At 69.1% G+C, this 14,192-nt stretch carries 6 protein-coding genes; all 6 read left to right on the forward strand.

Annotation, left to right across the window (positions count from 1 at the left end):
* Positions 1 to 178: 178 nt before the first annotated feature.
* The 6 genes from AQJ30_RS22670 to AQJ30_RS38460 all read left to right on the forward strand — a co-directional run bounded on the left by AQJ30_RS22670 (position 179) and on the right by AQJ30_RS38460 (position 13,062).
* The gene (locus AQJ30_RS22670) at positions 179 to 4,156 is read left to right on the forward strand and encodes a BREX-2 system ATPase PglY family protein (protein ID WP_067237065.1); all 3,978 of its coding nucleotides are present in this window, start codon (positions 179 to 181) and stop codon (positions 4,154 to 4,156) included.
* Entirely contained in the window at positions 4,156 to 6,978 is a 2,823-nt protein-coding gene (gene pglZ / locus AQJ30_RS22675; protein WP_067237067.1) for a BREX-2 system phosphatase PglZ, read from the forward strand. Before AQJ30_RS22670 ends, pglZ begins: the two co-directional genes overlap by 1 nt.
* Positions 6,975 to 8,306 carry a BREX system ATP-binding protein BrxD gene (gene brxD, locus AQJ30_RS22680; protein ID WP_067237070.1) on the forward strand — a complete coding sequence of 444 codons (1,332 nt, stop codon included), beginning with the start codon at positions 6,975 to 6,977 and terminating at the stop codon, positions 8,304 to 8,306. The genes pglZ and brxD overlap by 4 nt, the downstream gene beginning before the upstream one ends.
* The gene (locus AQJ30_RS22685) at positions 8,303 to 10,426 is read left to right on the forward strand and encodes a DEAD/DEAH box helicase (RefSeq protein ID WP_067237073.1); all 2,124 of its coding nucleotides are present in this window, start codon (positions 8,303 to 8,305) and stop codon (positions 10,424 to 10,426) included. The genes brxD and AQJ30_RS22685 overlap by 4 nt, the downstream gene beginning before the upstream one ends.
* Before the next feature lie 826 nt (positions 10,427 to 11,252).
* Positions 11,253 to 11,384 (forward strand): hypothetical protein, encoded by a 132-nt coding sequence (locus tag AQJ30_RS39845; protein ID WP_281200955.1) that lies wholly within the window; start codon positions 11,253 to 11,255, stop codon positions 11,382 to 11,384.
* Positions 11,385 to 12,264: 880 nt separating this feature from the next.
* The gene (locus tag AQJ30_RS38460; RefSeq protein WP_159052351.1) at positions 12,265 to 13,062 is read left to right on the forward strand and encodes an SMODS domain-containing nucleotidyltransferase; all 798 of its coding nucleotides are present in this window, start codon (positions 12,265 to 12,267) and stop codon (positions 13,060 to 13,062) included.
* The last annotated feature ends 1,130 nt before the right edge of the window (positions 13,063 to 14,192 follow it).

The following is a 14,192-nucleotide window of genomic DNA, read 5'->3' on the forward strand; positions in this document are numbered from 1 at the left end:
CCGGTGACAACTGCGTGGAGGTGGCCCTGACCCAAGAGGCACCGTGATACCCCACGCCGAAGGTGTCACGATCTCCCCTCCCACTGTCGGACCCACCTGGCAAGATGGACGTCGCGCCAACGCCTGAGGGGGGCGCTGTCCGGGCCGGCCGCCAGCACAGTGAGGGAATGATCGCCTGATGTCGACCACAGAGCTGTTCCTCCTTGATGTCATCGACATCAAGGAGGACGTCCACGCGGGCGATTTCAAGGTCGACCTCTCCCAGGGCTTCCACGAGGCCGACGAGAGGGTGGCGGAGTACGTCGTCACCGAGCAGTTGCAGAAGGCGTTCCGCAAGGCGCTCGGCATCGTTGCGAAGGCCGTCCGCACGGGAGACTCGCACGCCGCCTACCTGCACGGCTCGTTCGGTGCCGGTAAGAGCCACTTCCTCACCGTGCTGCACGCCGTGCTCAACGGCCACGCGGGGGCTCTGAACAAGCGGGGACTGACGGAGGTCGTCGCCGAGCACCGGGACTGGCTGGGCGGCAGCCGGTTCCTGATGATCCCGTACCACCTGGTCGGGTCGACCGACCTGGACTCGGCGCTGCTCGGCGGTTACGTCCATACCGTGCGGGAGCTGCACCCGGAGGCGGCGACCCCCGCCGTCTACCGGTCGGACGCGCTGCTCGCCGACGCGGACCGGCAGCGGAAGTTCCTCGGCGACGACGACAAGTTCCGGCAGTGGCTCGGCGCCGGGGCGGCGGCCACCGCCCCCGGCGGGGGCGGGACGGCCGGTGCGGACGACGAGGACGACCTGCCGGGCATTGACGGGGGAGCCGACCTGGCCGGGACCGGCGGCTGGAGCACCGCCGAGCTGGACCGGGCCTTCGCCGCGCCGCCCGGCAGCGAGGAGCGGGAGCGGCTGGTGTCGGCGCTACTGACCGGGCCCATGGCCGCCTACACGCAGGCCGCCCGTGGCGACGCGCAGTCCTTCATCCCGCTGGAGAACGGCCTGAAGGTTATCTCCCGCCACGCCCAGTCGCTGGGCTACGACGGTGTCGTCCTCTTCCTCGACGAGCTGATCCTCTGGCTCCAGGCGCACATGGGCGACCAGGACTTCGTCCGCGACCAGGTGCAGCGGCTGGTCAAGCTGATCGAGTCCGCCGACAGCGGCCGGCCCGTGCCGATTGTGTCCTTCATCTCCCGCCAGCGCGACCTGTCCCAGCTGATCGGCTCCGACGTGGCGGGCGCCGACGTGCAGAACCTGGAGCAGCAGGTCGAGTACCTCGCCGGCCGGCTGGACGTTGTGGAGCTGGAGGACAGCAACCTCGTCGAGATCATCAAGCACCGCGTGCTCGCCCCGCGGCCGGGCATGGAGCAGGCTCGCGACGACGCCTTCAAGATCGTCGAGTCGTCGCGGGACGAGGTGCGGCAGGTGCTGCTCGACGCGCAGGGGCGCACCGAGGCGAGCTGGGACGACTTCCGCACCCTGTACCCGCTGTCCCCGGCCTTGCTCAACGTCCTGGTCGACCTCTCCGGCGCGCTCCAGCGCGAGCGGACCGGTCTGAAACTGGTGCAGGAGCTGCTGCGGCGTCACCGCGACGACCTGCGGCTCGGCCAGCTCGTCCCGATCGGCGACCTGTGGGACGTGATCGCCGCACGGACCGGTGAGGCGTTCACCGCGAAGCTCCGCAAGGAGTCGGAGATCGCGCACCGCTTCCACGCCCGCGTCCGCGAGCACCTGCTGACCAAGTACGGCTCCGAGGACGACAAGCGGTTCCGGACCGATGACCGGCTCGTCAAGACGCTGCTGCTGGCCTCCCTCGCCCCCAACGTGCCCGCCCTGACACGGCTCACGGGCGGCCGGCTCGCCGCGCTGAACCACGGCACCATCAGGACCCGGGTGGGCGACGCGGGGGCCGTCGCCGTCAAGCGCCTGCAGGAGCTCCAGGCTGAGGGCTTCGACGGCGAGCTGCGGAGCGAGGGCGACCCCGCCGACCCCGTCTTCCACCTGCACCTGTCCGACCTGGACGTTGAGCCGCTGCTGGAGGAGGTGCAGGGCGTCGCCGACCAGGACGGCTACCGCCGCCAGTGGATCAAGGACCAGCTGTGGGCGGCCCTGGGCATCCCCGACACCCAGGCGTTCGTCTGCGAGCGGACCGTCGTCTGGCGCGGCACCAAGCGCACCGTCGAGTTCGTCTTCGGCAACGTCCGCGACCCGCACCTGCCCGATGCCGAGTTCGCGCCGCAGACCGAGGGCAACATCCGCTTCGTCTTCGACTACCCCTTCGACGGTCACACCCACTCGCCGATGGACGACGTGCAGCGGGTGGAGCGGATGAAGCGCGCCGGGAAGACGGCGCCGACGATCGTCTGGCTGCCCCACTTCCTGTCCGAGCAGAAGGCCCGCAACCTCGGACGCCTGCTGAAGATCAACTACCTGCTGGAGCGCGACCGGCTCGACGACCACACGGCGACCCGACCCGCCGAGGAGCGCATCCAGATCCGCAACCAGCTCAAAGCGTCCCGCGACAGCCTGACCACCCAGCTCACCGACGCCCTGCTGCAGCTGTACGGCATCAACAAGGCCGAGCCGGGCACCGCGGGCGCCGAGGTCCCCGAGGGCCACCACCTGATCTCGCTCCAGCCCGGCTTCACCCGCACCAGGCCCGAACCGGCGGTCGGCTTCGAGGAGAACCTCTTCCTGCTCGCCGACGGGCTCCTCAACGCCCGTCACCCCAAGCACCCCGACTTCGACCCGCGCCTCACCCGCAAGGCCGTCACCACCCGCGAGCTGAAGACCACCCTCGAATGGATTACGAGGGCGATGGAGGACGGCTCCCGGCGCGTCGTGGTCAACAGCCAGCACCTTCCCGTCGTCCGCCGGATCGTGCACGCCCTCCAGCTCGGCGAGGTCCACGACGGGCCGCTGAACGTCACCACCGACTGGCGCCTGCGCATCAACAAGAAGGCCGCCGAAAGCCCCGACGCCGGCCCGGAGCTGTCCGTGGAGGACATCCGCGACTGGATCGAGGAGCTCGGCTACACCGGCCTCGACCGCCACGTCAGCAACCTGATCATCGCCACGTACGCCCTGCTCGACGACCGCACCTGGGTCTACCAGACCTCGCCGCTGCCCAAGGCACCGGAGCTGGAGCGGATCGGCCCCGGATACGGGCTGAGGGCCGTGGAACTGCCCACCGAGGACGAGTTCCACACCGCGCTCGGCCGCGCCGGGACGATCTTCGGCAGGACCGTCTCGCGGGTTCTGTTCGCGCGCAATGTCGCCCGGCTCGCCGAAGGCGTGCGCGCGGTCGCGGAGGAGCACCGCATGGCCCTCGGCGAGGTGCGCACCCTTCTGACGGAGCACGCCCACCACCTCGGGCTGACCGGCTCCGACGCGCCCCGCCTGAAGTCCACCAAGGCCGCCGCCGACCTCGTTGCCCGGCTGCTGCGCACCAGCGAACCGGCCGCGTGCGTGCGGGAGCTGGCCGCCGCCGCGTACGACGTGACCGACGAGGAGATCGCAGGCGCCCTGCGGCACGCCCCGGAGGTCGCCGCCGCGATGCGCGGTACCCAGTGGTCCCTGCTGGAGGACGTACGCCGCACCCTCGCCGTACGCCAGGACCGCCTCGGCGAGCGGGCCACCCGCTTCCTGGACGAGGTGCACCGAGCCGCCCGCGAGCACGAGCAGACCGTCTCGCTCGTGCCCGTGCTGGACCGGCTCCCGGACACCGTCATGGCCCTGATGCGCGAGGCCACCCGCCTCGCCCAGCCGGCGCAGCCGGTCACTCCGCCCGTGGCGCCGGTCACGCCGGAGCCGACCGCCGAGGACGTCAGCCTCACCACCCACGGCAAGCCCCCCGTCCCCTCGGCCCCTGTGTCGGACCAGCCCGTCACGCCGGACGACTCCTCCCGCAGCGGGGGTGGCGCGGAGGCCGTCGTCCCGGCGCAGGCCGGTCGCCGGCGCGCCGTCCACCTCGTCGAGCCCACCCAGCTGGAGGTATCGCTGGCCACCACGGTCGCCGAGATCGACGCGGAGATCCGCGCCTACCTCGCCGCCCACCCCGGCACCCGCATTCAGGTCTCCTGGCAGCCAGTCGCCGACACCGGGTCCGGAACCGAAGGCTCCGCCGAAACCGAGGCGGAACCGGGCGGCGAAGGGACCACCGGCTGATGGCCCCGGCCCTGCCCCGGGTAGGCCGCCGTACCGTGGAGGCCCTGCTCGCCGCGAACGCCAAGGACCTGGGCGAGCGCAGCCTCGTGCTCGTCCACGGCCAGTACGCGCCCGGCGCCCCGCCCCGGTTCACCGTCACCCTGGACGGCGAGGCGCGGCGCGTCCACGTACGCGACGAAGCCTCCGTCCTCGGCGTCGTCGCCGCCCTGCACGAGCACCGGAGCGCTGCCGCTTCCTCCGACGTGCTCGTGGTGACCACGGGCGTCGACGACGAGCAGCTCGGATGGGACGTGCGCGGCAGGGCCGTACGGCGCAAGACGCTCACCGTCGAGAACGCCGAGGTCATCCTCCAGCGCTTCGGCGCTACCGCCCTCGACCCGCGGATGTACCGCGAGCGGTGGCTCCTGGAAGCCTTGGTCGAAGCGGAGCCCGCGGAAGACGGCTGGCCGCGCGTCGGCGGAGTGCTGACCCGGGACGCGGCCCTGCGCGCCCTGACCGCCGAACGGCTCGGCCTGCGCGCGGTGCACGGCTCCTCGGGCCAGGACGGGCAGGTCACCCTCGACGCCGACACGCTGCTCGCCTGGTCGCGCACACCCGCTGGACCCCGGCGGTTCGCGGAACTGGGCGCCACAGAGCGTGGGGAACTGAAGAAGTGGCTCGCGGAGGTTGCCGGCCCGGCTGTCCCCGTTCTGCTGTCCCTCGCCGAGGCCGGACTCGGCCACGATGCCCTGCCGCTCGGACTGCTCGGCGCCGCACTGCGGGACCCCGCCGCCCAGCCCGACACCGTGCTCGCCCTCGGCGGACTGTTCGGACAGGTCAAGCCCCGACGGTCGGAACTCGCCGTGTTCACCGACGCCGTGGAGGGGACCCTCACCCGCTGGATCGCCGACGCCCGGACCAGCCAGGACGCTCGCCGACGCGTCGACGCCGTACTGGACCGGGCCGACGAGCTGGCCGACAAGGCGGGCCTCACCCCCGGACTCACCGCGAGCCGTTTCCTCCCCTCCAGCTTCACCGCGCAGCTGCGCCGGACCGTCGCGGAAGCCCGCCGGTCCGCGGCCGCCGGCGAGGCCGCGCTGGCCGACCTCCTCGGCCACGCCCTGGTCGGCCTGCGCCCGGACCCCGTCCAGGCAGCCGAGACGGCCGTACGGGTGGCGCGTTGGCTCAGCGGCCCCGAGCCCGCCGTCACCGGCGTGGCCGCCGCCGTGCGGGCCCATGTCTCCGACTGGGGTTGGGTGGACCGTGCGCTCACCGTGCTGTGGGCGGGCGACCCCGACGGCGACCTGGAGACCGGCCGCGACCTGCGCGCCTTGTACGAACAGGCACGTGAGCGCAGGCAGCGCCTCGATCAGGGGTGCGCCATAAGGCTCGCCGCCTGGGCGGCGCACGCCACCGCCCAGCACCCCGACGGCTGCCTCGTCATCGAGAACGTGCTGGACGCCGTCGTACGCCCGCTGACCGGCCAGGCCGCTCCGCTCCTCCTCGTCCTCGACGGCATGAGCAGTGCGGTCGCCGCGCAGCTCGGCGAGGAGGCGGAACGCGACGGCTGGCGCGAGATCGTGCCGCGCCCGGAGGCAGGCGAGATCCCGGCGCGGCTCGCCGCCGTCTCGATGCTGCCCTCCATCACCCGCGTCAGCCGTGCCTCCCTGCTGGCCGGTGAAGCGGCGGGCGGCGGCCAGTCGGCCGAGACGAGCGGATTCACCGCCTTCTGGAAACGGCGGCGCAAGGCGGCGGCCCTCTTCCACAAGGCCGCCATCGGCGGCGAGGCCGGCCACGCGCTCTCTCACGAACTCATGACCGCCCTCGCCTCGGACGCCGTGGTGGGCGTGGTTCTCAACACCATCGACGAGGCACTGGACAACGGCCGGCACGGCCGCGGTACCACCTGGTCCCTGGCCGACGTCACGCATCTGCGTGAACTGCTCGCCGCCGCCCGCAGCTACGGCCGCCCCGTCGTCCTCGTCGCCGACCACGGGCACGTCCTGGAGCGGGGCGGCCGCACCGACGCCCCGACGCCCGCCGTGGACGGGGCTGAGTCCGCCCGCTGGCGCACCGGCGACGCCGTGGGGGAGGGGGAGATCGCCGTCCACGGCCCGAGGGTGGGCGAGGGCGGGGGAGCGGTGATCCTGCCGTGGCGCGAGGACATCCGCTACACCGGACGGCGCGCCGGATACCACGGCGGAGCCTCCCTGGCCGAAGTCACCGTCCCGGTGCTCGTCCTGCTGCCAGCCGGGGGGGAGGCCCCGAAGGACTGGGTGCCGCTGCCGCGCGAGCTGTCCACGCCGGGCTGGTGGCGGACGCACGTCACCGGTGACGTTCTGCAGCCCGCCGCCGTGCCTGCCGATCAGCCGGCGATGCCCTCGCCCGCGCGACCCACGGCACCCTCCGAGACCGCGCCGGCTGCCGAGGCGCCGCCGTCCGCCCGGACGGAAGCCGCACCGCCGGTAGCCGGGGCGCTGGGCAGCACGGTGGTGAGCAGCGAGGTGTATGCGGCTCAGAAGGAGTACGTCCGCAAGGCGCCCGAGGCGAAGGTGGTGGCCGCGGTCATCGACGCGCTCGTCTCGGCGGGCGGGACGATGTCCCCGGCCGCTCTCGCCGCGGCGATCTCCGCGACCGGGCGGGTGCGCCGCAACATCGAGGGCTTCGTCGCCACGGTGCAGCGGCTGCTGAACGTCGAGGGGTATCCCGTTCTCGGGTTCATCGACGGCGGGCACGCGGTGAAGCTCGACGTGCCGCTCCTGAGCGAGCAGTTCCTGCCGAAGCAGAACGCGCACGAGACGGACGAGGCCGAAGAAGGACAGCGGGGGGAGGAGAAGGCGTGACCGCGCCCGCCTCCGTGAGCGCGGTCCGCCGCCGCGAGGTCATCGACGCCCTGCGGCGCGGCACGGTCCCGCAGTCCGGCCTCGACCTGTTCGCGGTCGGACTGGACCGTTTCGAAACCGCTCTGGGCGACGACCTAGCCACCGTCACCCGCGGCGGTGCCGCCTTCCACGCTGTCCGCGGTGACTACGGCTCAGGCAAGACCTTCTTCGCCCGCTGGCTGGCCGAGCGGGCCAAACGTGCGGGACTCGCCACCGCGGAAGTACAGATTTCCGAGACCGAGACACCGCTGCACCGGCTGGAGACCGTCTACCGCCGACTCACCGAGCGCCTGGCCACCGCCACCCACCAGCCCAGCGCACTTCGCGCGGTCGTCGACTCGTGGTTCTACACCCTGGAGGAGGAGGTCCTCGACGGCTCGGAGATCGACGAGGACAACGAGGAAGCCCTCGCCGCGGCCGTGGACACGCTGATGGAACGCCGGCTCGCCGACGTCGCCCGCACCACACCCGCGTTCGCCGCCGCCCTGCGCGGCTACCGCCGTGCCGTCACCGCCGGGGACGGCGCCACGGCGGAAGCTCTGATCGCCTGGCTCGGCGGCCAGAAGTCCGTGGCCGCCTCCGCCCGCCGGGCCGCCGGAGTACGCGGAGATCTCGACCACTTCGCCGCGCTCGGCTTCCTCCAGGGACTCCTGACCGTGCTGCGCGACTGCGGCCACCCGGGGCTGCTCCTCGTCCTCGACGAGACGGAGACGCTGCAACGCGTCCGCGGCGATGTCCGGGAGAAGGGCCTCAACGCCCTGCGCCAGCTCCTCGACGAGATCGACGCCGGACGCTTCCCCGGTCTCTTCCTCGTCATCACCGGCACCCCCGCGTTCTACGACGGCCAGCAGGGCGTCCAGCGGCTCCCGCCTCTGGCCCAGCGGCTCGCCACTGACTTCACCACAGACGCCCGCTTCGACTCGCCCCGCGCCGTCCAGCTCCGCCTGCCCGGCTTCGACCTCCCGCGCCTGGGGGAACTCGGCCGCAAGGTGCGGGACCTCTACCGGGGCGCGGCCCGCCACCCCGAGCGGGTCACCGCGCGGGTCGACGACGCCTACGTCGGCGAACTCGCCACCGCCGTCACCGGAGGTCTGGGCGGCAACGTCGGCATCGCCCCCCGCGTCTTCCTGCGCAAGCTCGTCGCCGACGTGCTCGACCGTGTCGACGAGTTCGAGGACTTCGACCCACGCAAGCACTACCAGCTCACCATCTCGGCCCGCGAGTTGACGGACACCGAACGCAACGCCGCCGCCGACCGGGCGGATGACATCGAGCTGGAACTGCCGTGACCACCGCCGGCGGCCTGGAACCGGCGCTGGTCCACCACATCGTAAACACGCTGGGCTGGAAGGACCTGCGCCCGCTCCAGAAGGCCGCCGTCGCCCCGCTCACCGCGGGAGACGACGCCCTGCTGCTGGCCCCGACGGCCGGCGGCAAGACCGAAGCCGCCTGCTTCCCCCTGCTGTCCCGGATGCACGCCCAGGGCTGGTCCGGCACATCGGTGCTGTACGTGTGCCCGCTCAAGGCGCTGCTCAACAACCTGCTGCCGCGCGTGGAGACCTACACCGCTTGGCTCGGCCGGACCGCGGCCCTGTGGCACGGCGACACACCGGCCGGCGCGCGGCGGCGCATCCTCGCCTCCCGGCCCGACGTGCTGCTCACCACCCCCGAGTCGCTGGAAGCCATGCTGGTCAGCGTCAACGTCGACCACGCGTCCTTCTTCTCCGGCCTGCGGGCCGTCGTCGTCGATGAGGTCCACGCCTTCGCCGGCGACGACCGCGGCTGGCACCTGCTCGCCGTACTGGAGCGCCTGCAGCGGGTCGTGGGCCGCACTGTGCAGCGCGTCGGCCTCTCCGCGACGGTCGGCAACCCGGAAGCCCTGCTCACGTGGCTCCAGGGATCGGGAGCGGGGCAGCGCCTCGGCCACGTCGTCGCGCCCCACCTGGCCGAGGCACAGCCGATACCGGCTTCCGTGCCACCCGGTGACATCCAGCTCGACTACGTCGGCTCGCTCGACAACGCGGCCACCGTCATCAGCGCCCTCCACCGGGGCGAGAAGCGGCTCGTCTTCTGCGAGTCACGGCGCCTGGTCGAGGAACTGGGTGCCAAGCTGCGGGCCAAGGGCGTGACCACGTTCCTCTCGCACGCCTCTCTCTCCCTAGACGAACGCAGACGCGCGGAGACCGCGTTCGCCGAGGCCCGCGACTGCGTGATCATCGCCACGAGCACGCTGGAACTGGGCATTGACGTTGGTGACCTGGACCGGGTCATCCAGATCGACGCGCCCACCTCTGTCGCCTCCTTCTTGCAGCGCCTGGGCCGCACCGGACGCCGCCCCGGCACGACCCGGAACTGCCTCTTCCTCACCCTCGACCAAGGCGGCCTCCTGGCTGCCGCGGGACTGTTGCTCCAGTGGTCTCGAGGCTGGGTCGAACCGGTCACCGCTCCGCCCGAGCCCCGGCACATCGTCGCCCAGCAGCTGCTCGCCCTCTGCCTCCAGGAACACCGCGTCGGGAGCCGGCTCTGGCAGGAATGGTGGAACGGCCTGGGACCGTTCGGAGGGTCGGCCGAGCCGATCGTCCGCCATCTGGTCGACGCGGGATACCTGGACCAGGAGGGCGGCATGCTGTTCATCGGCCCTGAAGCCGAACGGCGCTTCGGCCACCGCCACTTCATGAACCTCACCGCCGTCTTCACGGCACCGCCGCAGTTCACCGTCCTGCAGGGCCGTACCGAGATCGGCCGCACCGACCCCGCCCTGCTCACCGAGCGGGTCGCCGGCCCCCGCAGGCTCCTCCTCGCCGGCCGCAGCTGGCAGGTCACCTACATCGACTGGCACCGCAAGCGCTGCTTCGTCGAGCCGGTCGACGGCGGCGGAAAGGCCAAGTGGAGCGGCACCGGTTTCGGCCAGGGCACCTCGTTCGAGGTCACCCGGGCCGTACGCGATGTGCTGCTCGGCACGGACCCGCCCGTCGCTCTGACTCAACGTGCCACCACGACGCTCAAGGATGCGCGTGAGGTCTTCCTGGAAAAGGTTCACCCGGGCGGCACGTTGATCGTGCGCGACGAATCGGGACAACTTCGCTGGTGGACCTGGGCGGGTCACCGGGCGAACGCGACGCTGGCCGCCACGGTGGAGGGGATCGCCGTGCCGGCTCAGCGCATCAACGATCACTGGATCCGTCTGCGGGAAGACATCACTCCACCGGTCTGGAAGGAAGTGGTGAGCGAGGCTCCGGACCGGCTTTGCCTCCCCCCTGTCGACGAACGGGCGGTGCGGGGCCTGAAATTCGGGGACGCGCTGCCGCCGCGGCTGGCAGAGGCGACGCTGTCGGCCCGGCTGGCGGACCTGCATTCCGCTACGGCAGTACTCGGGGAACCCGTGCGTTTCGTCGCGGTTCATACGTGAAGCCTCGACCGTAGCTATGTGCCCCCGAGCTGGGTGTGCTCCCGAACGATCGCAAGCAGCCACCCAGTCAGTTACGCCAGTGACCGTCGCATCGCCTTGGAGTCGCGCGTACGTCGCCGTCACCTGCGAAGACGCCGTTCATCGCGGAAGCGAAGGCACCTGGGTGCCCTCATCCGCGAGGGCCCGGGAGACTATCCCACCTGACGTCGGGCCGGACCGGAGCAGCCCCGCTTTAGGAGAGAGGCTGGGTGATCTACGGGCTGAGCTGCGGCTTCGCCGGCCGAGGGAGTGAGCGGCTACTCGACTGCAGGGCACCGGCGTTGACCGTGACTGACCCCTGCATCTGGCACGGTTGTGGCACGAACCTCAGCCGATGACAGTCAGCCACGATGGCGGGTGCGCCGACCGATTAGGCGCGCGTGTGCCTCGCTGTACCTCCACTGGCTGCACCACCCTGCCAGTGCCGTCGCCTAGAGCAAGTCGCGATGGCCAGCACGTGCTGCCAGCGCCTAAGCTCTCAGGTCGGGGAGCGTAACTTCCTTATGCCGCACCATTGCTGACGCTGCCTCACCCGTGCTAACTTGGTCTAGTACCGAGTATCCGACACGGATGGTGGCAGAACGCTGCCGTTACTGATGTCAGAAGCTCCAGGGCGTGAACATTGTCAATCTAATATGTGAGTATGAAATCGTAGCCTGATTTCTTTTTGCGCAATACTTGTGTCGCGCAAATTGAAGTCGGGCTTTTTTTGTTTCCCGCTACCAGGAAGGGTAGAGGCTCCGTCCGGTGTCTCTACAGATTGGAGGCAATTAAAAGTATGAGAGACATGTTCAAGGAGATGGGGCGGACGGTTCGGTTTGCCATTGCCGATGAGCGCCGAACCGCCCGCCTGAAGTCCCTGGTCGTGACGACGGCAATCGTCGTGACCGGGTCCTACCACATCCTCTTCGTCAAGTAACCGCGACCGGAGGACCTGGCAACACTACGGTGGGCTGTGGCTTTCGCGCTACAGCCCACCGTGTGTGGTCGGAGGCAACCGTGCCAGACAGTGGCGGGTTGACCGTCCAGGCGCGTGTGCCTCGCTGCACCCCCTACCGGCCTCCACTATGTTGCTAGCGTCGCTAGTGCCGTTGACAGAGCCACGCTCGTTGCCGTCACACCCGTCCGGCGCTCGATGCGTGACCAACGCCTTACAAGTTCGATCACCGGGCCGTGCGGCCTGCTCCGTGCTCATGACGCTGAGGGTTCCCGGTGCCCCCGTGACTGTTCGAGTCCGTTGCCGTCCGGGGGCGTTGATGTCATCCGCTGATGTCACTTCGCGGAGCGTCGGCGCGTCGCCAGTCGTCGCAGCCTACGGCGGCGCTGTCCCGCTGAGCGCTGCTGAGCTCTCACGATGGCAACTGTCTGCGGATCACTGATCAGGTCGTAGTCGTGCATCAGGAGCGCGTCGTCGTCCTCGGCAAGCAGACACCGCAATGTATCGATGTGACGTTTAGGGCTGGTGAGTAGCCGCTTCGACTCCAGCCAAGCGGCCAGGCCACCGTCGTCTTCTCACACAGAACGACCGTAGCCAGCCGACCTGGCGTCGTCATGCCAGTTCTCCGGGCTTGGGCATGATGCATCCAGTGTGGCAGATCGACGCGGGGAGCCCAGGCCAGAGCGGGGTAGGGGTGGTCACCTGTGGGTGCCGACTGTCAGCGTTGGCCGGCCTCGGACGGCCCAGGACATGCAGGGGGAGGTTCTCCGGAGTAGCCACTCCACGTACGGCCCTAGGGCAAAATGAAGATCCGTCCGCCCTGACACCACCTCCCCCTTGAGGATCCGAGCGCATCGAATACATGAACGCCACCCTGGAGAGAAGCTTCGAACTGTTCACGCAACGCATCAGCCTGAACAAGCAGGAGGTTAGCGAAGCGCTGGAGCGAGCCACTGAAATTTGCCGATTCCTTAGGCAGGCGACCCAGATTCAGTCATGCAAAATAACTGGCTCAATGGCACACTCGACGGCGATTCGGAAGTATTCCGACGTAGACGTCGCTGCCGTCCTGTATCCACTTTCCCTCACAGAGAACACCCCTCAATCCATCACAGCAGGGCTTTTGACGCTCCTTACGCGTCGATACCACACGGCTGCAATCTCAGAAAACACGGTTCGCATCAGCTTCACCAAAGGGCCGGATGTTGATGTGATTCCGGCCATTCCCGCCAGCAATAAGGCGACCTATACGATCCCGTCGCCCGACCGGAAGGCGTGGCATACCTACGACCCGGAAAGACGAAACAAAGAGATCACAGAGAAGACCGCACAACTGGGGGTTGGATTCATTCGACTGATCCGAATTGCGAAATGGTGGAGTGGATGTAATGGCCAGCCTCTCGCCTCCTATGAAATCGAAGATGCAGCAAGCGCAGCATTCACTTTCCCTATGCCTCCGACTTCGTTCGCAATAGTCGATTTTTTCGAACACGTCCGGCATCTACCAAAGAAACTTTACGACGACCAAGACGCTACGATCTCATCCGCGCGAGCCATTGCAGAAAAGGCCCTCGAAAGTGAACAGCAGGGTGACACGCAAAGGGCTCTTTATTACTGGGGGAGTCTGCTAGGTGACCAGTTCCCAAACTTCGTCCCATGAAATCATTGCACTGGCCAACGCGCAGCTCGAAAAGGCAGCGAAGGGCTATAGGAGGAGCAGGTGGCTCCAGGTGGCGACCTTCGCCCTCAGTGTCGTGTCGATTTTCATCGCAAGCCCGCTGACTTACATTCCCGCTCTAATCGCTCTAGGGGTCCAAATCTCGTCCTGGGTTACCCGCAACAAGGCCGGGAAATGCCATTCGGCCGGGGAAGAGGGGAGAATTCGCGGACTCCTGCTGGACGCCCTCGGAACGGTTAGCGAGAGGGTCGACCTCAGCAACTGGTTCGACCGTGTAACCCCGCCTTCTGGAGAGGCATCCCCGACACCTGTGCCGCCAGACTATTTCGCTAGTGACGCCCCTCTTGGGATGAAGCGGCTCTGTGCACACCTCCAGGAAAATGCCTTTTGGGGGAAGCATCTATATAAGTCGGCGGCCGAATATTACGGGCGCATGCTGTGGACTTTCGCGGTTGCCGCTATTGGTGCAATTCTTGTCGCCATCCCAATAACTTCCGACGGAAACAATATCATTCTAGCTCGCTTGATCGTAGTTGCCCTGGCTTCCGGAGCGGCTTTCACGCAACTCACGGAAGTCTTGGCTTGGCGATCGGCTGAAACGAAAAGCGAGACTCTCGACCGACGCCTTGATTCGCTCATGACTCTCCCCGATGGAGAACTTTCTGGCGCTCGAATCGGCACAGTCTTCTCTGCGTATGGCGACTACTGTGTAGCCACTTCGGGGGCGCCACCGGTACCGACTTGGATTTATACGCGACAGCGGGATCGAGTGAACTCACTTTGGGCGAGGAGGAGCACCAGCTGAAGGTCGGCGGAGCGGCTTTGGGCTGGAGCTGCTTTGGGGCGAGTGATCATGGCCCCGTAAGCTTTCGGCGCGTCGGGCAGTCTGTGGACCTGCCCGGTAAAGCACGACGTTGGGGCCATGATCTTAGAGGCTCGCCCCAAAGTGGCTGCCTAAAGCCGTGGAGCCGACCACCCCAGCCACAGAGGGTGTCTCCCCACTTCATGCCCGAAGCCGCCGAGCGCGCCGCCGGGCGCGGCCAGCCGGGGCGGAGACAGGAGGCAGGCCGCGCCGCAGAGGCGGCGCGCGCCCGCGCCGTGCGCGGGCCTTG

The sequence above is a fragment of the Streptomyces longwoodensis genome (genome assembly GCF_001514125.1).
Taxonomy (GTDB): Bacteria; Actinomycetota; Actinomycetes; order Streptomycetales; family Streptomycetaceae; genus Streptomyces; species Streptomyces longwoodensis.

What these genes read in the sequence shown, in the direction of transcription:
- pglZ (WP_067237067.1), top strand. Translation starts at nt 4,156, where the DNA reads ATGGCCCCGGCCCTGCCCCGGGTAGGCCGCCGTACCGTGGAGGCCCTG.
- AQJ30_RS22670 (WP_067237065.1), top strand. Translation starts at nt 179, where the DNA reads ATGTCGACCACAGAGCTGTTCCTCCTTGATGTCATCGACATCAAGGAG.
- AQJ30_RS39845 (WP_281200955.1), top strand. Translation starts at nt 11,253, where the DNA reads ATGTTCAAGGAGATGGGGCGGACGGTTCGGTTTGCCATTGCCGATGAG.
- AQJ30_RS38460 (WP_159052351.1), top strand. Translation starts at nt 12,265, where the DNA reads ATGAACGCCACCCTGGAGAGAAGCTTCGAACTGTTCACGCAACGCATC.